Origin of the sequence: Jannaschia sp. M317 (assembly GCF_025141175.1) — a bacterium.
Lineage (GTDB): Bacteria > Pseudomonadota > Alphaproteobacteria > Rhodobacterales > Rhodobacteraceae > Jannaschia.
In genome coordinates this window covers 2,615,067-2,633,141 of the sequence record NZ_CP081155.1, presented here as the reverse complement: position 1 = coordinate 2,633,141, position 18,075 = coordinate 2,615,067, and the positions used below count along the sequence as shown (strand labels likewise).

The window sequence follows — 18,075 nt, the reverse complement described above, 5'->3', positions numbered from 1 at the left end:
ACAGGGAGGTGAAGGGGCGCGTCGCGCCGTCCTTCACCTGCTGAATTAAGCGTCACCCTGCCATCGGGCAAGGCAGAATCTGAACTGACAGGTGCAATGCCGCTATGCGTTCAGCGCATGGCTTACGTAGCGTTTCCTTGTCGAGCCTTGCGGTAGGCGACCACCTCTTCGACGACAAAATCGCGGAAAGCTTCGATCCGGCGCGACCCGCGCAACTCCTCCGGGAAGGCCAGGAAGACCGGGACTTCGTTCGATTCAACTGTGGGCAACACGCGGATAAGGTTTGGAAAATCCTGTTGCAGGTAGTCCGGCAGGACACCGATCCCCAGATCGCTGAGCACCGATTGCAACACGCCGAAATAGTTGTTCACCGTCAGCGTCCGTCCGATTTCGTAGGACATCAGCTCCCGGATCAACGTGGCCCCTGCGCTGACCTGGGTAGAGCCGACATTCTGACAGATCAGCCGATGCCGGGACAGGTCGTGCAGGGACTGCGGGGTGCCGTTCTCCTTCAGGTAGGCGGGTGTCGCGAACAGTTGCATGCGGATATCCATCAACCGCTTGCGGACCAGGTCGGCCTGCGACGGCTCTTTCATGCGGATCGCGACGTCCGCCTCGCGCATGGGCAGATCCAGCACGCGTTCCTCCAACATCAGGTCGATGCTGAGGTCGGGATATTTCGCATAAAGCTTCGGCAGGCGCGGGGCCAGCCAGATGGACCCGAAGCCGATCGTGGTGGTCACACGCAGATTGCCGAACACCTCTTCTTCGGTGTCGCGAATGCGCGCAGCGGCGGCGTCCAGCCGTTTGGTCATGCTTTGGGTCGCATCGAACAGCAATTCGCCCTGTTCGGTCAGGATCAGTCCGCGCGCGTGCCGGTGGAACAAGGTGGTGTCCAGGCTCTCCTCCAACGCGCGGATCTGGCGGCTGACGGCCGATTGCGACAGGTGCAGCACATCACCCGCGTGGGTCAGGGACCCCGCGTCGGCAACCGCGTGAAAAATTCTTAGCTTGTCCCAGTCCATCACAAATCCAGCTGTCGAAGGGTCCTCCCTTCGCACATCCCATACGTGAAGTTACAGTGAAGGCGAGCAAGAAATCGCTTTATAGGTCAGCAATTGTGACCTATATACCCGTGCAGGAGGATCCATCCATGCGCCATGACGTTTCGCTATCCGACCGGTACGACCTTGATAAGGAACACGTTCTGATGAACGGCACGCAGGCGCTTGTGCGCCTGATGCTGATGCAGAAGGAGCGGGACCGGCAGGCCGGGCTGAATACCGCCGGGTTCGTGTCCGGGTATCGCGGTTCCCCGCTGGGCAATGTCGACCTGATGATGGGCAAGGCCCGCAAGGTGTTGGAACCCAACGACATCACGTTCCGTCCCGGCCTGAACGAGGATCTGGCCGCGACGTCCATGTGGGGCACGCAGCAGGCGGAGCTGCGCGGCGAGGGGAAATTCGACGGGGTTTTCGGCCTTTGGTATGGCAAGGGGCCGGGCGTCGACCGGTCCGGCGACGTGATGCGCCATGCCAATATGGCGGGCACGTCGCGCCATGGTGGTGTTCTGATGGCCATGGGCGACGACCACACGGGCGAATCATCGACCGTCTGCCACCAATCTGACTGGGCGCTGGTCGATGTGCATATGCCGGTGCTGTCGCCCGCAGGTGTGCAGGAAATCCTGGATTTCGGCCTCTATGGCTGGGCGCTGTCGCGGTATGCGGGCGTTTGGGTCGGGTTGAAGACGATGAAGGACACGGTCGAGGTCACCTCTGTCGTGAACGGACGCCCGGATCGCATGTCTTTCGTCACGCCCGATTTCGACCTGCCCGAGGACGGCCTGAACATCCGCCTCAACGACCACTGGATCCCGCAGGAACACCGGTTGCTGGGTCACAAACGCTGGGCCGCCGAGGCCTTTAGCCACGCCAACAAGATGGACCGCCGGGTGCACGGCAAACCGGGGGCCAAGATCGGCTTTGTCAGCCATGGCAAGAACTGGCTGGACCTGGTGCACGCCATGGGCCTGCTGGGTCTGGACGAGGCGGAATGCGACCGGCTGGGCATCACCACCTACAAGGTGGGACAGACCTGGCCCATGGATATGAAAGGCCTGCACGATTGGGCCGAAGGGCTGGATCTGATCGTCTGCGTCGAGGAAAAGCGCAAGCTGATCGAGGTTCAGGTCAAGGAAGCCATCTTCGACGACCGCCGCGGGCGGCGCGTCTATGGCTATCGCAAGCAATCGGGCGGCCCGATCCTGTTCCCGCAGGCCTATGCGCTGGACCCGACCGATATCGCAGCCAAGCTGGGCGAGATCCTCAAGGAAGAAGGTCGCGGCACGGACCGGATCGAGGCCGGGCTGGCCCGCGTGCAAGAGGCGCGCCGCGCCGACAGCGCGCCTGAGGTGGCGGCCCGCACGCCCTGGTTCTGCTCCGGCTGCCCGCACAACACCTCTACCAAGGTGCCCGACGGCGCGCGGGCGGGGGCGGGGATCGGCTGTCACGTGATGGCGCTGTGGATGGACCGTTCGACCGAGGGCTATACCCACATGGGCGCCGAAGGCGTGAACTGGGTGGGAGAGTCGCTGTTTTCCACCCGCAAGCATGTGTTCCAGAACCTGGGTGAGGGGACCTACAACCATTCCGGCATTCTGGCCATTCGCGCGGCCTTGGCCGCGGGAACCACGATCACCTACAAGATCCTGTACAACGACGCCGTCGCCATGACCGGCGGTCAGCACAATGAGGGCGATCTGGCCCCCGAACAGATCGCGCGCGAGTTGCAGGCCATGGGCGTGCGTGAAATCGCCGTCGTCTACGACGAGAAGGAGGACGTCGATAAGTCCAAATTCCCCACCGGCCTGAACTGGTACGAACGCGAAGAGATGCCTCAGGTCCAGGCGCATATGCAGACCGTCGAGGGCGTCAGCGCCATCCTCTACATCCAGACCTGCGCCGCCGAGAAACGCCGTCGCCGCAAGCGCGGCCAGTTCCCCGACCCCGACCGCCGCATCTTTATCAACACCGACGTCTGCGAAGGCTGCGGCGATTGCGGGGTGCAGTCGAATTGCGTGTCGCTTGTCCCGGTCGAAACGGCGTTCGGCACCAAACGTGCCATCGACCAATCCAGCTGCAACAAGGATTTCAGCTGCGTCAAAGGGTTCTGCCCGTCATTCGTGTCCGTCGAGGGGGCCAAGCTGAAAAAGGCCGCGACGGCAGACGTTGACCTGCCCGACCTGCCGGACCCGGTGCTGCCTGTGATCGACGGGACCTGGAACACGGTCATCACCGGCGTCGGCGGCACCGGCGTGGTCACCATCGGCGCGGTTATGGCCATGGCCGCCCATCTGGACGGCAAGGGCGCGGGCCTGATGGAAATGGCCGGTCTGGCGCAAAAGGGCGGCGCGGTGGCGCTGCACTGCCGCCTGGCCGAAAAGCCATCGGATATCAGCGCAATCCGCGTGGCCCTGGGCGAGGCGGATGCGTTGATCGGGGGTGATTTGGTGGTCAGCGCAGGGGCCAAGACCCTGGCCCTGACCACGACCGGGCGCACCGGCGCGGTGGTCAACGGCCATGAGATCGTGACCGGCGAATTCACTCGAAACGCCGATTTCAAGCTGCCCGCCGACCGTCTGCGCCTGTCGCTGGAGGCGCGGCTGCGGGATGGGCTGACGATCTTCGACGCGTCGATACTGGCTGAAAAGCTGTTGGGCGATACGATCTTTTCCAACATGATGATCATGGGGGCCGCTTGGCAAAAGGGTCTGATCCCGCTGTCACGCGACGCCATCTTGCGCGCGGTGGAATTGAACGGGGCTGCCGTCGAAAAGAACCAGCGCGCCTTTGACCTGGGCCGCTGGGCCGTGGTTCACGGGGCCGAAGCTGCGGCGATGCTGCAGGACACGGTCGTCCAACTGCCCGCCACGCCCGAGGCGCGCGAAGCGGCGCGTCTGACCCACCTGACGGCGTATCAGTCCGCCCGTTATGCCAAACGCTACACCCGGATGCTGGACGGAATTACCGATCCTGCGGTGCGCGATGCGGTGGCCAGAGGGTATCACAAGCTGTTGACCTACAAGGATGAATACGAGGTGGCCCGCCTGCTGCGTGACACCCGTGCCAAGGCCCGAGCCACCTTTGACGGCGACCTGAAGCTGACCTATCATCTGGCCCCTCCGATGCTGTCAAAGCAGGGCCCGGATGGGCGCCCCGCGAAACGGGCCTTTGGGGCCTGGATTGAACGGCTCTATCCTTGGCTGGCGCGGGGCAAGGTTCTGCGCGGCACGGTTCTGGACCCGTTCGGCCGGACCGCCGAGCGGCGCATGGAACGCGCCCTGATCGCGCAATACGAGGCCGACATGGCCGAGGTTCTGCCTCTGCTGTCCGAAGGAACGCGCGACGCGGTCACGGCCCTGGCGGCCCTGCCCATGTCGATCCGTGGCTTTGGCCCGGTGAAGGAAGCCAACGAGCGCACGGCAGCCAAGCGGCGCGAAGAGCTGTTGGCCGTGATCCGGGCGGGCGGCCCATCGGTGTCGCAAGCCGCGGAGTGACAGGCCGCGTCCTCCGGTCCGGGGCACCCGGATCGGAGGGCGCATCCCCGACCACTAAAGACTGCGTCAGCCCTTGCGGATAAGGTAGGTGTGGCCGTCGTTGCCCTCGAAGGTGTGACCGGCCTCGGCGCAAAAATGCGGAACATCGATCAGCGCGGCAGGGTCGTCGGCCAGCAGGCGGACCCGCGCGCCGGACGGCAGGTCGGCCATCCGTTTCCGGAGCCGCAGGACGGGCAGGGGGCACAACAGGCCAAGGGCATCGACGTCCAGATCGGTGTGCATGGCGGGTCCTTATTTTCGCCCGATGCTTCTGGCATCATGCCGGGCAGAGGTGCAAGTCAGAGGTTCCCCGATGCCCGTCACCCGCCGGCGCGTGCTCTATATTCCGGGCTATGACCCGTTCCATCCCCGTCGCTACCGCGAGCTGTACCGCAAGGAAGGCGCCGCGCAGGCCGAGGTGTCTGGCTATTCGCTGTCTCAACGCAAGGGGGCGGGGCCCTATTCCTGGATCGTGGACAGCAAGATGGAGGGGGCCGAGGTCGAAACCGAGGTCGAGGTTCTGGTCTGGTCGGACATTGTCGCCACATCCATGTCCCGGTCGATCCCAGCCACCTATCGGCAGCTGGCGCGCACTGCCTGGGCCTATATCGGGTCGGGTGCCTTGTTCCGGTTGATGCGGCTTCGCAAGGGACCGGTGATCGCGGCGCTCTATCCGATCGTGTTCCTGTTGGTGCAACTTGCCGTGGCCCTGGGTCTGGGATGGGGGGCCGGCACCTTGGCCGCGACGGGGGTTCGCGCCTTGCCGATGGGGGTGGACCTTTTGGTGACCGGCTGGGTTGTGGGTCTGATCCTGGGCGGGGGCGTGACCTGGGCGGTTCTCGCTTGGTTCAAAGGTCAGGATTCCAAGGTGTTCGCCTACTACCTGATGCATGACTACGCCTTTTCCGCCCGCTGGAACGGCGCCAACCCGCCCGAGCTGGAGGCGCGCATGGCAGCCTTTGGGGAGGTGATCGCGGCGGCACTGGCCTCTGACGTGGATGAGGTGCTTGTCGTGGGCCATTCCTCGGGCGCGCATCTGGCGGTTTCGGTGCTGGCCGACCTGATCCGGGCAGGGCGCGTGCCCGAAGGAAAGTGTGCCTTTCTCAGCCTGGGGCATGTCGTGCCAATGGTCAGTTTTCTGCCGGATGCCAATCGGTTGCGCGCCGACCTTCATGTGATGGGCGGCCAGGCCCTGATCCCTTGGGTGGATGTCACGGCGCCCGGTGACGGATGCGCCTTTGCGCTGTGCGATCCGGTGGCCGTGACCGGAGTGGCCCCTGCGCAGCAACGCTGGCCTCTCGTGATTTCGGCGGCCTTTACCAAGACGCTGTCGCCCGAACGCTGGGCGGAGTTGAAGCGGCGGTATTTTCGGCTGCATTTCCAGTATCTCTGTGCCTTTGATCGGCCGGGCGACTACGACTATTTTCGCATTACGGCGGGTCCGCAGACCCTGGGCGAACGTTTTGCCGGACGCGCGCCCAGTCCGTCGCGCCTGACCGAACCGGTCAATCGGCACCGTGCGATGGCCGCATGACCCCCCCCAAACCCCAGCCGCGCCCGGACCGGGTGGGGCTGCTGGAATACGGTCGGCGGTTTCGGCGCGACATCCTGTCGGCACAGCCCGCGCGCCTGTATCGGGCCTGGATGGCCGAGTTTCGGACGCCGTTTTTCCGCAGCTACATGATGAATGATCCGGCCCTTCTGGATCTTGTCCTGAAACAGCGTCCCGATGACTTTCCAAAGTCCGACCGCGTCCGCGAAGGGTTGGCCCCGTTGCTGGGGCGGTCGGTCTTTGTGACCAACGGAGAAGAGTGGAAGCGGCAGCGACGGATCATTGATCCGGCCTTTGGGAAGGGGCGCTTGCGGGATGCGTTTCCGGCGATGAAGGATGCCGCCGCCGCCATGGTGACCCGCCTGGAGGAGGGCGAGCAGGAGGTGGAGGAGGTGGCGAGTTATGCCGCCGCCGACGTGATCTTTCGCACGCTGTTTTCCGTCCCGATCGAGGATCGGTTGGCCGCGCAAGTCTTTCGTCAGTTCCGCGACTATCAACGGACGCAGCCGCTTTTGAACCTGGCGGCCCTGATCCCGTTGCCCCGCTGGGTGCCGCGGTTGCACCGACGGCGGACGCTGTCGGCGGCGGCGGCCATCAGGGGCAGCCTCGCGGCGCTGGTGGACCGACGCCGCGAGGAGATCGCGCAGGGCACCGCGCCCGATGATCTGGCGACCAAGATCATGACCTTTGCGGACCCGGAAACCGGGCATCTGTTCAGCCCCGAAGAGATGGTGGATCAGGTCGCGATCTTTTTCCTGGCGGGACACGAAACCTCGGCTTCTGCTTTGGCCTGGGCTCTCTATCTGCTTGCCACGCATGAGGATTTTCAGGAACGGGTCGCGGCAGAGACACCGGTGGACTGGGACGCCTTCGACCTGGGACAGCTGAGCCGTCTGCCCCTGACGCGGGACGTATTCCGCGAGACGCTGCGGCTGTATCCGCCTGTGCCGATGATGGTGCGCGAGACGGTCCAGCCGGAGGTGTTCCGGGGCCGGTCTGCGCCCAAGGGCGCGCAGGTTGTGCTGAGCCCCTGGCACCTGCATCGGCACGAGCGGCTGTGGGAAAATCCCGACGGCTTCGACCCGCTGCGCTGGTCCCGACCCCAGACAGCGGACAGCCAGCGCGCGGCCTATATGCCGTTCAGCACGGGGCCGCGTGTCTGCACCGGCGCGGGCTTTGCCATGGCCGAGGGGGTATTGCTGTTGTCGCGCATGGTCGGTGCCTTCCGGCTGGAACCGGTGGGGCCGCCACCAGTGCCGGTGGCCCATCTGACGGTGCGGGCGCAAGACGGCATTCGACTCCGTCTGACCCGGCGCATATCGGGGGGGTACTGACGGGTGATCCAGGTCGGATTTCCGTCCGACGCGATTTGCGCACCCTTGCGGTATCGGTGACCGCAAACGGTGCGCTCGTTTCAGTCCTTGCCGCGATAGGGTTGGACGTATTGAAGCGCCATATCCCAAGGGAAAAAGATCCATGTGTCCTGGCTGACGCCGGTGATGAAGGTGTCGACCATCGGCTCGCCCTTGGGTTTGGCGTAGACGGTTGCGAAATGCGCGTTGGGATACATCTTGCGCACCACTTCCAATGTCTTGCCGCTGTCGACCAGGTCGTCGATCACCAGAACGCCGGTGCCGTCGCCGACCATGGCGTCGTCGGGTTTCGACAGGACCTGCGCCTCGCCCTGGGATTGGTGGTCGTAGGATTTGATCGAGATCGTATCGACCAGACGGATGTCCAGTTCGCGCGCGATGATCATGGCCGGGGCCATGCCGCCGCGGGTGATCGCCACGATCGCCTTCCATGCACCGCCGTCGGGGCCGCGTCCGTCCAGGCGCCAGGCCAGGGCACGGCTGTCGCGATGGATTTGGTCCCAGCTGATGTGAAAGCCTTTTTCGTGGGGCAGTTTTTCGGACATGTCACTCTCCTAAGTCGGGCGGGCCGGTAAATCGGGCAGGGTCGGGCAGGGGCCGGACCAGAAGGATCGGCCCGTCATGAGGTCACCAGAAGACGCAGGCCCAAGCCGCCCAGCACGACCGCCGTCGCCTTGGCGATCACCGGTTTCCACGCAAGATAGCGCATCTGCACCGCCGGGTGGTTCAGCAACACGGCAAGGCCGGTGTAGACGATCATTTCAAGGACGATGTGGTTGACGGTGATCAGCCCCATCTCGGCCGCAGACAGGCCGGGCGGAAAGATGACCAGCAAAACACCCGCGGCAAACAGAATGCTTTTGGGGTTGCCAAGATTCACGAGGAAACCCCGCAAAAACGCGCGCCGGGACGAAATCGCGGCGGCCGTGCCGACGGGGGTCGATGCCGTGCGCCAGGTGTGGATCGCAAAGGCCAGAACCAATACGGCGCCGCTGATCCGCAGAACGGTGTAGGCCGCAGGGAAGGTCGCGAACAGGGTTTCCAGACCCAGAAGGGCCGCCAGCGTCCAGAGCCCGGCCATCACGGCCAGACCGGCACCGGTCAGGATGCCTTCCTTGCGGCCCCCGCGCAGGCTGGACTGCACACAGAGCACGAACGCAGGCCCCGGACCCGCCATGGCAAGGAACAGCGCTGCGTTGAACGCCAGCAGATGTCCGGCGGTCAACACCTCCATCAGGGGGCTTTCTTGTCCAACGTGATGTCGGGGGCTTCGGGGTTTTTCATGCCGACAACGTGGTAGCCGGCATCGACGTGGTGGATCGTCCCGGTGACCGCCGACGACAGATCAGACAGAAGGTACATCGCCGATTTGCCCACCTCTTCCTGCGTCACGGTGCGCCGCAGCGGAGAGTTGTTTTCGTTCCATTTCAGGATGTAGCGGAAATCACCGATGCCGGAGGCGGCAAGCGTCTTGATGGTGCCCGCCGAAATGGCGTTCACGCGGATGCCGTCCTTGCCCAGATCCTCGGACAGGTATTGCACCGAGGATTCCAGCGCCGCCTTGGCCAGGCCCATCACGTTGTAATGGGGCATGACCTTTTCGGCACCGTAGTAGGACAGCGTCAGGGCCGAACCGCCGTTGGTCATCATCTTTTCGGCGCGTTGCAGCACGGCGGTGAAGGAATAGACCGAGATGTTCATGGTCATCAGGAAGTTGTCGAGCGAGGTGTCCAGATAGCGGCCGCGCAGTTCCGACTTGTCGGAAAAGCCGATGGCGTGGACCACGAAGTCCAGGCTGTCCCAATGGTCCTTCAGGCTGTCGAAGAGGGCGTCGATCGAGGCCCCGTCGCCCACATCGCACGGCAGCACCAGCGACGATCCCAGTTTCGCGGCCAGCGGATCGACGCGCTTTTTCAACGCCTCGCCCTGATAGCTGAACGCCAGTTCTGCGCCCTGTTCGGCGCAGGCCTGCGCGATGCCCCACGCGATGGACTTGTCGTTGGCAAGCCCCATGATCAGCCCGCGCTTGCCCGCCATAAGTCCCGACATGGTCCACCCCCGATTGCTGTGCCCGATGCTTGCGTTGTCGCAGGCTTTAGGCGATTGCCGTTAGGGCGGCAAGGTTTACGGAAGGCAGGACAGCATGGCAGCGGATCGCAGCGGGATTTTCGCCGGTGAGGACCCCTTCCAGTTGGCGCAGGGCTGGTTGGACGAAGCGACCCGCACGGAGGCCGAAGATCCGAACGCCATCGCGCTGGCCACCGTCGACCCCGATGGGTTGCCGAACGTGCGGATGGTCCTGCTCAAGGAGATCGAGGCCGATGCCTTCGTCTTCTACACCAACTTCGATGGCACGAAGGGGCAGGAATTGGCGCAGACGCCGAAAGCCGCCTTTGTGATGCATTGGAAAAGCCTGCGGCGTCAGATCCGGGTCCGGGGTCCGGTCGAGCGGGTCGAGGATGCGCAGGCCGATGCCTACTACATGTCGCGCAGTCTGAAGTCGCGCCTTGGGGCCTGGGCGTCGGCGCAGTCGCGCCCGTTGGAAAGTCGCACCGCGCTGATGGCCGAGGTGGCGCGCGTGACGGCCACCCAGGGGACCAACCCGGAGCGGCCGCCGTTCTGGGGCGGGTTCCGAATCCGCCCCGTTGAAATCGAGTTCTGGGCGGACGGCGCCTTCCGGCTGCATGACCGATTCCGCTGGACAAAAACGCACAACGACTGTGCGCATTGGGCGGTTTCACGCCTCAACCCCTGAATGCTGCGTTCTGGGCTGTTCAAGTCGGCACGCACCATTGAAGCTGCCGCTGCGGCATGACAGAAACGGTCTTGTTCCCAGGTCCGAGGCGGATATCACGACCGCTTGTGTTAACGATAACAACATCGATCCAAACCAATGAGGGACGTTGTGAGCAGCGCCACAGATCAGGACGCCGTCGGCACGGGAACACAGGGCGAGGTTGTCTCGGGCCGGGTGAAGTGGTTCGACGCCGCCCGCGGCTTTGGCTTTATCGTCTCCGATGGTGCGGACCGGGACGTGCTTCTTCATGTCAATGTTCTGCGCAACTTTGGCCAGAGTTCTGTCGCGGACGGGAGCGAGATCTCCCTGCGCATCCAGGCCAGTGATCGCGGCCTGCAGGCCGTCGAGATCCTGTCGATCACCCCGCCGGAGCCCGAAGAAATCGCCTACGTCGGAAACGATGTACCGGAATACCTTCAGCCCTATTCGCAGGACCTGCCGTTTCTGCCCGCACGGGTGAAATGGTTCGATAAGTCCAAGGGCTTCGGGTTTGCGAATGCCTTTGGCCATGACAGCGACATCTTCATTCACATCGAAGTGTTGCGCCGCTTCGGTCTTGCGGACCTCGCCCCCGGAGAGGCAATCTGCCTGCGTGCCATCGACGGCGCGCGCGGAGAGTTGGCGGTAGAGGTGCGGCGATGGGAATACTACATGGTCTGAGGGCCCTTGCCGCTGCGGCGGTGATGGTTCTTGCGGTTTCGGGTACGGTCCAGGCCGCCTGTTCGGACAGTCGTGTCGACCTGCGGGGCGATTGGGGATCCGCCCGGTTCCGCGTCGAACTGGCCCTGACCCCAGAAGACCAGGCCCGTGGTCTGATGTTCCGAGAGTCGATGGCCCGGATGGCGGGAATGCTGTTCGTCTACGATCGGACCCAGCAACTGGGATTCTGGATGCGCAACACGCTGATCCCTCTGGACATGATTTTCGTCGATGAAACCGGAACCGTCGTAAAGGTTCACGCCGAGGCACAGCCCCGGGATGAGACCGTGATCCTGTCCGAGGTTCCCGCCCGCGCGGTGCTGGAGTTGAACGGCGGCATGGCGGCGGTTCTGGGGATCGAAGCGGGCGATCAGCTACGGTCGCCGGCAATGCCGCAAGACGGATCGGTCTGGCCCTGCGACTGAGGCTTTCCTTCCTGTGCGGGGGGTGCTAGTCGGCGCGCAGTCGGGGCGTGGCGCAGCCTGGTAGCGCACCTGTTTTGGGTACAGGGGGTCGGAAGTTCGAATCTTCTCGCCCCGACCACTTTGATTTCAATCGCCGCTCGCTCGGTCGAAATCCAACACCTGCGCCTGCGACGCCCGGCGCAGCGCATCGGGGACCACGCAGAAGACCGCGTTCGGTGCCCCCGCAGCCGCCCAGACGGTTTCTTGCGACAGCAGCGCGGCATCCATCCAGCAGTCCCGCATCGAAAGATGACCGATGGGGGCAACGCCGCCGATGGCGAATCCGGTCTCGGACCGGACGCGTTTGGGGTCGGCCCGTGACAGCGGCTCTCCCAGGTGCAGCGCGGCCTGGTCCAGGTCCACGGTCCTGTCGCCACTGACCAGCAACAGCTTGAGCGTTCCACTGTTCTGGCCTTCGAAGATCATGGATTTCACGATCTGAGCGACCGCGCATCCGCAGGCCGCCGCCGCCTCTTGTGCGGTGCGCGTGCTGTCGGGCATGCGCTGCACCGTGATGTCCAGACCGGCGGCCTTGGCCGCGGTTTCGACGCGCGCAACACTCTTGGACATGGGCTTCCTCCGGGTCTGGTCGTGGTGTTTTGCGGTCCGCGTGATGTCGCGTCAAGCGACCGCGCGGCGCCCGATTCCTCCACAGGGGGGGGCGGGGACGGGGCGTGTCCGAGGGGGCTGAGCGGGGATTGTGGTGATTGTGCATCGGCTGGGGTGCGGCGCAGATTCGGGGCGGATCGGAGTATCTTGTTGATCCATAAGCGTCGTTTTTCGCGGCAGTCGGCGGGACGGATGGGCACCGCGCAAGTCAAGAAAAATGATTCAGGGTTATCCCCGTTATCCACATTGACGCGTCACCATTCTGTCATCCATTAGTGTGGTCGTCGGGCGAAGCCACTACATATAGTGGCACGTTGGACAGGCGAGCAGGCGCTTGATGACAAATGGAAATGCCTTCGAACTTCGGTTCGGATCATTTGTCGTTGTGCGCGGCGCCACCACACAGGGCAAGCAGCCGTCCACCTCACGGGACGGCCGGATAGACAAACTGACGATAGGGATCACGACAGATGCGGCTGGAACGGAAACTCACTGAGGCGGGCAAAGACGCCTACGCGGCGCTTGCCTTCACGACCACGACGTCCGAGATCAAGAATCCCGACGGCACGGTCGTTTTCCGTCTGGACGCCGTCGAGATTCCCGAAGGCTGGAGCCAGGTTGCCTCTGACGTCATTGCGCAGAAATACTTCCGCAAGGCCGGGGTGCCCGCCCGCCTGAAGGCCGTCCGCGAAAAGGACGTGCCGGAGTTTCTGTGGCGATCCGTCCCCGACGAGGCCGCCTTGGCCGAACTGCCAGAAGAAGACCGCTTTGGCGGCGAGACGTCGTCCAAGCAGGTGTTTGACCGTCTGGCAGGGGCCTGGGCCTATTGGGGTTGGAAGGGTGGCTATTTCACCAGCGAGGACGACGCCCGCGCCTATTTCGACGAAATGCGCGTGATGCTGGCCCGCCAGATGGGCGCGCCGAATTCGCCGCAGTGGTTCAACACCGGCCTGCACTGGGCCTATGGCATCGACGGCCCAGCGCAGGGGCACCACTATGTCGACCCCAAGACCGGCAAGCTGACGCGGTCCAAGTCCAGCTATGAGCACCCGCAGCCCCACGCCTGTTTCATCCAGTCGGTCGACGACGACCTGGTGAACGACGGCGGCATCATGGATCTGTGGGTCCGCGAGGCACGGCTGTTCAAATACGGCTCGGGCACGGGCACCAACTTCAGCCATCTGCGCGGCGAGGGCGAGGCCCTGTCGGGCGGCGGCAAATCGTCGGGCCTGATGGGCTTCCTCAAGATCGGCGACCGTGCGGCGGGCGCGATCAAGTCGGGCGGCACCACGCGGCGCGCGGCCAAGATGGTCATCGTCGACATGGACCACCCCGATATCGAGGCCTTCATCGACTGGAAGGTTATCGAAGAGCAGAAAGTCGCGGCCCTGGTCGCCGGGTCCAAGGCGCATCAGGCGCAGCTGACCAAAGTCATGGAAGCCGTGCGCGCCTGGGACGGCAAGCTGGACGACGCCTGCGATCCGGCGGTCAACGACACCCTGAAGGGCGTGATCCGTGCCGCGAAAAAGCACATGATCCCCGAAGCCTACATCATGCGCGTGCTGCAGTACGCGCGCCAGGGCTATGACAGCATCGAATTCCCGACCTACGACACCGATTGGGACAGCGAGGCCTATAACTCGGTCTCTGGCCAGAACTCCAACAACTCCGTCCGGGTCACCGACGCGTTCCTCTATGCGGTCGAAAAGGACGCGGATTGGGAGCTGACGAACCGCACCGACGGCAAGGTTGCCCGCACCGTCAAGGCGCGCGATCTGTGGGACAAGGTCGGCCACGCCGCCTGGGCCTGCGCCGATCCCGGCATCCAGTTCCACGACACCGTCAACGCCTGGCACACCTGCCCGGAAGACGGCGCGATCCGCGGCTCGAACCCCTGTTCGGAGTACATGTTCCTGGACGACACGGCCTGTAACCTGGCGTCGATGAACCTGCTGAAGTTCCTCGGCGAGGACGGGCAGTTCGATCACGAGCTCTATGTCCACGCCTCGCGGCTCTGGACGATCACGCTGGAAATTTCGGTCGCCATGGCACAGTTTCCGTCCAAGGAAATCGCGCAGCGGTCCTATGATTTCCGCACGCTGGGTCTGGGCTATGCCAACATCGGCGGTCTGCTGATGAACCTGGGCCTGGGCTACGATTCCCGTGAAGGGCGCGCGCTGTGCGGTGCGTTGACGGCTGTGATGACCGGCACGTCCTATGCCACCTCGGCCGAAATGGCCGGAGAGCTGGGGCCGTTTCCGGGTTACGCCAAGAACGCCGATCATATGCTGCGCGTGATGCGCAACCACCGCACCGCGTCCAAGGGCCTGCGCGAAGGGTATGAGGACGTGAACGTCGCCCCCGTTCCCCTTGATATTGCTGGATGTCCCGATGCGCGTCTTGCCGCGTTGGCAAGCGAAGTCTGGGACGAGGCCGTCAAGCTGGGCGAGACGCATGGCTACCGCAACGCGCAGTCGACCGTGATTGCGCCCACGGGCACCATCGGTCTGGTCATGGATTGCGACACGACGGGCATCGAGCCGGATTTCGCGCTGGTGAAGTTCAAGAAGCTGGCCGGTGGCGGCTACTTCAAGATCATCAACCAGTCGGTTCCCGCCGCCCTGCGCACGCTGGGCTATGGCGAGGCGCAGATCGCCGAGATCATCGCCTATGCGGTGGGCCATGGATCGCTGGGGCAGGCACCCGGCATCAATCACACTGCGCTGATCGGCCACGGCTTCGGCCAGGCGGAGATCAAGAAGATCGAGGCCGCGCTGCCCTCGGCCTTCGACATCCGCTTCGTGTTCAACCAGTGGACCCTGGGCGCGGAATTTTGCACGCAGACGCTGGGCATTCCGGCGGCAAAGCTGAACGATCCGACCTTCGACCTGCTGCGGCACCTGGGTTTCTCCAAGGCCGAGATCGAGGCGGCGAATGACCACGTCTGCGGGACGATGACCCTGGAAGGCGCGCCGGGCCTGAAGGAGGCGCATCTGAACGTCTTCGACTGCGCCAACCCCTGCGGGAAAAAGGGCAAGCGCTTCTTGTCCGTCGACAGCCATATCCACATGATGGCGGCGGCACAGTCGTTCATCTCGGGGGCGATTTCCAAGACGATCAACATGCCCAACGGCGCCACGATCGACGACTGCAAGGCGGCTTATGAGCTGTCCTGGAGCCTCGGCGTGAAGGCCAACGCGCTGTACCGTGACGGCTCCAAACTGTCGCAGCCGCTGGCCGCGTCGCTGGTCGAGGATGACGACGAGGCCGCCGAGATTCTGGAAAGCGGGACGCCTGCCGCCAAGGCGCAGGTTCTGGCCGAGAAGGTGATCGAAAAGGTCATCGTCAAGGAAATCGTCCGTTCGCACCGCGAAAAGATGCCGGAACGGCGCAAGGGCTATACCCAGAAGGCCGTCGTTGGCGGGCACAAGGTTTACCTGCGCACCGGTGAATACAAGGACGGCAACCTGGGCGAAATCTTCATCGACATGCACAAGGAAGGCGCTGGCTTCCGGGCGATGATGAACAACTTCGCCATCGCCGTCAGCGTGGGCCTGCAATACGGCGTCCCGCTGGAGGAGTTCGTGGACGCCTTCACCTTCACCAAGTTCGAACCGGCGGGCATGGTGCAGGGCAACGACTCGATCAAGAACGCGACGAGCGTTCTGGACTACATCTTCCGCGAGCTGGCCGTCAGCTATCTGGACCGCGAAGACCTGGCCCACGTAAAGCCGCAGGGGGCCACGTTCGACTCCATCGGCGAAGCCGAGAAGGCGCGGGCCGAGGATGGAAACCTGGCCCCGGTCGGATCGTCCGCATCGCAATCGCTGGAGGTCATCAAGTCGGTCACCTCGTCTGGTTACCTGCGCAAGCGTCTGCCCAAGGATCTGGTCGCGCTGCGCGGCGGGGCCGACCGGGTCGCGGCAGAGTTGGTGAGCGGTGAGACCGCCGTGGCCGTCAAGACCACCGAAACCTCGACCGTGGCCATGGCCACTGCACTGGACCCGCGCGCAAAGGCCAAGATGCAGGGCTATGAGGGCGAGGCTTGTGGCGAATGCGGCAACTACACGCTGGTCCGCAACGGCACCTGCATGAAGTGCAACACCTGCGGCGGAACCTCCGGCTGTAGCTGAGGGGACGACTGATCGAGCAGGGTGGGGGTCGCGGTTCGCCGCGGCCCCTTTTTTTGCGTCAGGTTGTTGCGTCAGGCCCCGGTCAGCGTCGGGTCCGACATCCAGCCCAGCGTCGCGTCAGTGTCGCCGCCGGGTTTGTATTCGGCCCCCAGCGGGCGGTCGTAGCCCATCTGCCGCAGGTGCGCGAAGATGTGGGCAAAGGCGATCTCGCCCCGATCCGGTGCAGCGCGGTCGGGGACGGAGGCGAACTGCACGTGGCCGATCCGATCCATCAGCTCGGTCAGCTTGTGGGTCAGGTCCCCCTCCATCAGCTGCACGTGATAGCAGTCGAACATCAGGCGCAGGTTGGGGGCGCCCACCGTCTCGATCAGACGGATGGCCTGTGTCGTCGTTTTCAGAAAGTAGCCGGGGGCGTCGTAGCGGTTGAGCGGCTCGATCAGGATCGTTCTGTCGCCTGCGCGCGCGCAGGCATAGGCGAGGTTGGCGACAAAGGCGGCCTCAGCGTCCGGGCCCTTGGCAAAACCGGCCATGACATGCACCGCGCCGCAGTCGATGGCCGCCGCGTAGTCCAGCGCCTGATCGATGGCCGCGCAGGCATCCGCCTCGCGTCCGGGCAGGGCGGACAGGCCGTTTTCACCGCCCGCCACATCGCCCCGCGCCGTGTTCAGGCCCAGCATCGGCAACCCCGTTTCATCCAGCGCGGCGCGCACCTCTGCGGCAGGGGTGTCATAGGGCCAGTGGCATTCGACGGCGGCAAAGCCCGCCGCCTTGGCCGCGCGGATCGCGTCGGGCAGGGGCCGGTCGGCCCAGAGAAAGCCGAGGTTGGCGGAAAAAATGGTCATGACGGGCCTCCTGCCGGGTCAAACGCCGGTTGTCGCGAAAAGTGGACACGTCCGGTGCGGCGATCGGATGCGCGCGCCGGCCGGCCCGAGGTATTGTGCGAAAACATCAGCCATCCCCCGGAAGGGCCAGCCTCGCGTTGCGGGCATAGACCTTGGCCACGGCGGCGTCATCCTCGGCCCCTAGACCCGACCCGGCGGCGGCCAGGAACTGTTGCAGCGCGGCGGCGGCGATAGGGGCACCAAAGCTGGCGGATTTCGCGATGTCGAGCACGATGCCCAGATCCTTGGGCCAGATATTGACGCTGGAATGGGGGGTGTAGTCGCCGTCGCGCACATGCGGCCCCCGGTTTTCCAGCATCCAGGAGGTGCCCGCACATTTCGGGATCACCTCCATGAAGGCTTCGGGCGTCACGCCCTGGCTGATGCCGAAGGTCATCGCCTCGGCCATGGCGGCAATGTGCACCCCGGCCAGCAGCTGGTTGACCGCCTTCATGGCCGATCCGGCCCCTGCGGCGTCGCCCAGGCGGAAGACGGTTTCGGCCAGCGCGTCCAGCACGGGCTGGGCGGCGGCAAAGGCCTGTGGCGTGCCAGAGGCCATGATCGACAACTGGCCGGACGCGGCCTTTTTCGCACCGCCCGAAATCGGCGCGTCGAGGTAATAGACCCCATGCGCGGCGCAACGCGCCTCCATCTCGCGGGCGAAGGCGGGGGGGACGGTGGCGCAGGCCAGAACGACGGCCCCTGTGGTCATCTGGGGCACGATCCCGGCGTCGCCGAACAGGACTGCTTCGGTCTGGGCGGCGTTCAGCACCACGATCACTGCGGCGGACAGCGACGCGGCGACATCCGCAGGCGCACCGGCTGCGCCGCCTTCGGCCTGAAAGCGCGCGACCTGGGCCGCATTGATGTCGAACCCATGGGTCACCAGCCCGGCCTTCAGCGCCGATTGCGCCATGCCGTAGCCCATGGAGCCTAGCCCGAAGACCCCGATATTGGTCGCATTCATGTC

General features: G+C 64.5%; 15 protein-coding genes and 1 tRNA gene. 8 read left to right on the top strand and 8 right to left on the bottom strand.

The genetic code is table 11. The features are described from left to right. Positions 1-122 precede the first annotated feature (122 nt). Entirely contained in the window at positions 123-1,025 is a 903-nt protein-coding gene (locus K3551_RS13345; protein ID WP_259914111.1) for a LysR family transcriptional regulator, read from the bottom strand. Between the two features lie 128 nt (positions 1,026-1,153). Between K3551_RS13345 and K3551_RS13340 the strand changes: the two genes are divergently transcribed. Beyond that, complete coding sequence (locus K3551_RS13340) at positions 1,154-4,558, top strand: indolepyruvate ferredoxin oxidoreductase family protein (protein ID WP_259914109.1); 3,405 nt, start codon at positions 1,154-1,156, stop codon at positions 4,556-4,558. Between the two features lie 66 nt (positions 4,559-4,624). On the opposite strand, the gene K3551_RS13335 is transcribed toward K3551_RS13340, so the two are convergent. After that, a complete protein-coding gene (locus K3551_RS13335) occupies positions 4,625-4,840 on the bottom strand; it encodes a sulfurtransferase TusA family protein (RefSeq protein WP_259914108.1) in 216 nt (71 codons plus the stop codon). A 70-nt stretch (positions 4,841-4,910) separates the two neighbouring features. Here K3551_RS13335 and K3551_RS13330 point away from each other — a divergent pair, with 70 nt between their 5' ends. Together K3551_RS13330 and K3551_RS13325 are read left to right on the top strand one after the other, a co-directional pair. Beyond that, a complete protein-coding gene (locus K3551_RS13330) occupies positions 4,911-6,131 on the top strand; it encodes a hypothetical protein (RefSeq protein ID WP_259914105.1) in 1,221 nt (406 codons plus the stop codon). Next, entirely contained in the window at positions 6,128-7,483 is a 1,356-nt protein-coding gene (locus tag K3551_RS13325; RefSeq protein WP_259914103.1) for a cytochrome P450, read from the top strand. Before K3551_RS13330 ends, K3551_RS13325 begins: the two co-directional genes overlap by 4 nt. An 80-nt stretch (positions 7,484-7,563) precedes the next feature. On the opposite strand, the gene gpt is transcribed toward K3551_RS13325, so the two are convergent. The 3 genes from gpt to fabI all read right to left on the bottom strand — a co-directional run bounded on the left by gpt (position 7,564) and on the right by fabI (position 9,571). Next, positions 7,564-8,067, bottom strand: coding sequence for a xanthine phosphoribosyltransferase (gene gpt / locus K3551_RS13320; RefSeq protein ID WP_259914101.1), 504 nt, complete (start codon positions 8,065-8,067; stop codon positions 7,564-7,566). Between the two features lie 74 nt (positions 8,068-8,141). Further along, a complete protein-coding gene (locus tag K3551_RS13315) occupies positions 8,142-8,756 on the bottom strand; it encodes a LysE family translocator (protein WP_259914099.1) in 615 nt (204 codons plus the stop codon). Next, positions 8,756-9,571: an enoyl-ACP reductase FabI gene (fabI, locus tag K3551_RS13310; protein ID WP_259914098.1), complete on the bottom strand. Its 816-nt coding sequence runs from the start codon at positions 9,569-9,571 to the stop codon at positions 8,756-8,758. The genes K3551_RS13315 and fabI overlap by 1 nt, the downstream gene beginning before the upstream one ends. Positions 9,572-9,665: 94 nt before the next feature. Here fabI and pdxH point away from each other — a divergent pair, with 94 nt between their 5' ends. The 4 genes from pdxH to K3551_RS13290 all read left to right on the top strand — a co-directional run bounded on the left by pdxH (position 9,666) and on the right by K3551_RS13290 (position 11,561). Beyond that, positions 9,666-10,277 (top strand): pyridoxamine 5'-phosphate oxidase, encoded by a 612-nt coding sequence (pdxH, locus tag K3551_RS13305; protein ID WP_259914096.1) that lies wholly within the window; start codon positions 9,666-9,668, stop codon positions 10,275-10,277. A 150-nt stretch (positions 10,278-10,427) separates the two neighbouring features. Further along, entirely contained in the window at positions 10,428-10,979 is a 552-nt protein-coding gene (locus K3551_RS13300) for a cold-shock protein (RefSeq protein WP_259914094.1), read from the top strand. Continuing rightward, a complete protein-coding gene (locus tag K3551_RS13295; RefSeq protein ID WP_259914092.1) occupies positions 10,958-11,443 on the top strand; it encodes a DUF192 domain-containing protein in 486 nt (161 codons plus the stop codon). Before K3551_RS13300 ends, K3551_RS13295 begins: the two co-directional genes overlap by 22 nt. 41 nt (positions 11,444-11,484) lie before the next feature. After that, a tRNA-Pro gene (locus K3551_RS13290) sits at positions 11,485-11,561 on the top strand. An 8-nt stretch (positions 11,562-11,569) separates the two neighbouring features. Here K3551_RS13290 and K3551_RS13285 read toward each other — a convergent pair. Next, a complete protein-coding gene (locus K3551_RS13285) occupies positions 11,570-12,052 on the bottom strand; it encodes a YbaK/EbsC family protein (RefSeq protein WP_259914089.1) in 483 nt (160 codons plus the stop codon). A gap of 509 nt (positions 12,053-12,561) precedes the next feature. On the opposite strand from K3551_RS13285, the gene K3551_RS13280 reads away from it, so the two are divergent. Continuing rightward, positions 12,562-16,224, top strand: coding sequence for a vitamin B12-dependent ribonucleotide reductase (locus tag K3551_RS13280; RefSeq protein ID WP_259914087.1), 3,663 nt, complete (start codon positions 12,562-12,564; stop codon positions 16,222-16,224). Positions 16,225-16,295: 71 nt separating this feature from the next. Here the strand turns inward: K3551_RS13280 and K3551_RS13275 are convergent, their stop codons facing one another. Next, complete coding sequence (locus tag K3551_RS13275) at positions 16,296-17,066, bottom strand: hydroxypyruvate isomerase family protein (RefSeq protein ID WP_259914085.1); 771 nt, start codon at positions 17,064-17,066, stop codon at positions 16,296-16,298. 106 nt (positions 17,067-17,172) lie between these two features. Continuing rightward, positions 17,173-18,072 carry an L-threonate dehydrogenase gene (ltnD, locus tag K3551_RS13270; protein WP_259914082.1) on the bottom strand — a complete coding sequence of 300 codons (900 nt, stop codon included), beginning with the start codon at positions 18,070-18,072 and terminating at the stop codon, positions 17,173-17,175. Positions 18,073-18,075 lie beyond the last annotated feature (3 nt).

Coding starts and splice junctions, on each gene's coding strand:
- K3551_RS13345 (WP_259914111.1), bottom strand. CDS start 1,025: ATGGACTGGGACAAGCTAAGAATTTTTCACGCGGTTGCCGACGCGGGG.
- K3551_RS13340 (WP_259914109.1), top strand. CDS start 1,154: ATGCGCCATGACGTTTCGCTATCCGACCGGTACGACCTTGATAAGGAA.
- K3551_RS13335 (WP_259914108.1), bottom strand. CDS start 4,840: ATGCACACCGATCTGGACGTCGATGCCCTTGGCCTGTTGTGCCCCCTG.
- K3551_RS13330 (WP_259914105.1), top strand. CDS start 4,911: ATGCCCGTCACCCGCCGGCGCGTGCTCTATATTCCGGGCTATGACCCG.
- K3551_RS13325 (WP_259914103.1), top strand. CDS start 6,128: ATGACCCCCCCCAAACCCCAGCCGCGCCCGGACCGGGTGGGGCTGCTG.
- gpt (WP_259914101.1), bottom strand. CDS start 8,067: ATGTCCGAAAAACTGCCCCACGAAAAAGGCTTTCACATCAGCTGGGAC.
- K3551_RS13315 (WP_259914099.1), bottom strand. CDS start 8,756: ATGGAGGTGTTGACCGCCGGACATCTGCTGGCGTTCAACGCAGCGCTG.
- fabI (WP_259914098.1), bottom strand. CDS start 9,571: ATGTCGGGACTTATGGCGGGCAAGCGCGGGCTGATCATGGGGCTTGCC.
- pdxH (WP_259914096.1), top strand. CDS start 9,666: ATGGCAGCGGATCGCAGCGGGATTTTCGCCGGTGAGGACCCCTTCCAG.
- K3551_RS13295 (WP_259914092.1), top strand. CDS start 10,958: ATGGGAATACTACATGGTCTGAGGGCCCTTGCCGCTGCGGCGGTGATG.
- K3551_RS13285 (WP_259914089.1), bottom strand. CDS start 12,052: ATGTCCAAGAGTGTTGCGCGCGTCGAAACCGCGGCCAAGGCCGCCGGT.
- K3551_RS13280 (WP_259914087.1), top strand. CDS start 12,562: ATGCGGCTGGAACGGAAACTCACTGAGGCGGGCAAAGACGCCTACGCG.
- K3551_RS13275 (WP_259914085.1), bottom strand. CDS start 17,066: ATGACCATTTTTTCCGCCAACCTCGGCTTTCTCTGGGCCGACCGGCCC.
- ltnD (WP_259914082.1), bottom strand. CDS start 18,072: ATGAATGCGACCAATATCGGGGTCTTCGGGCTAGGCTCCATGGGCTAC.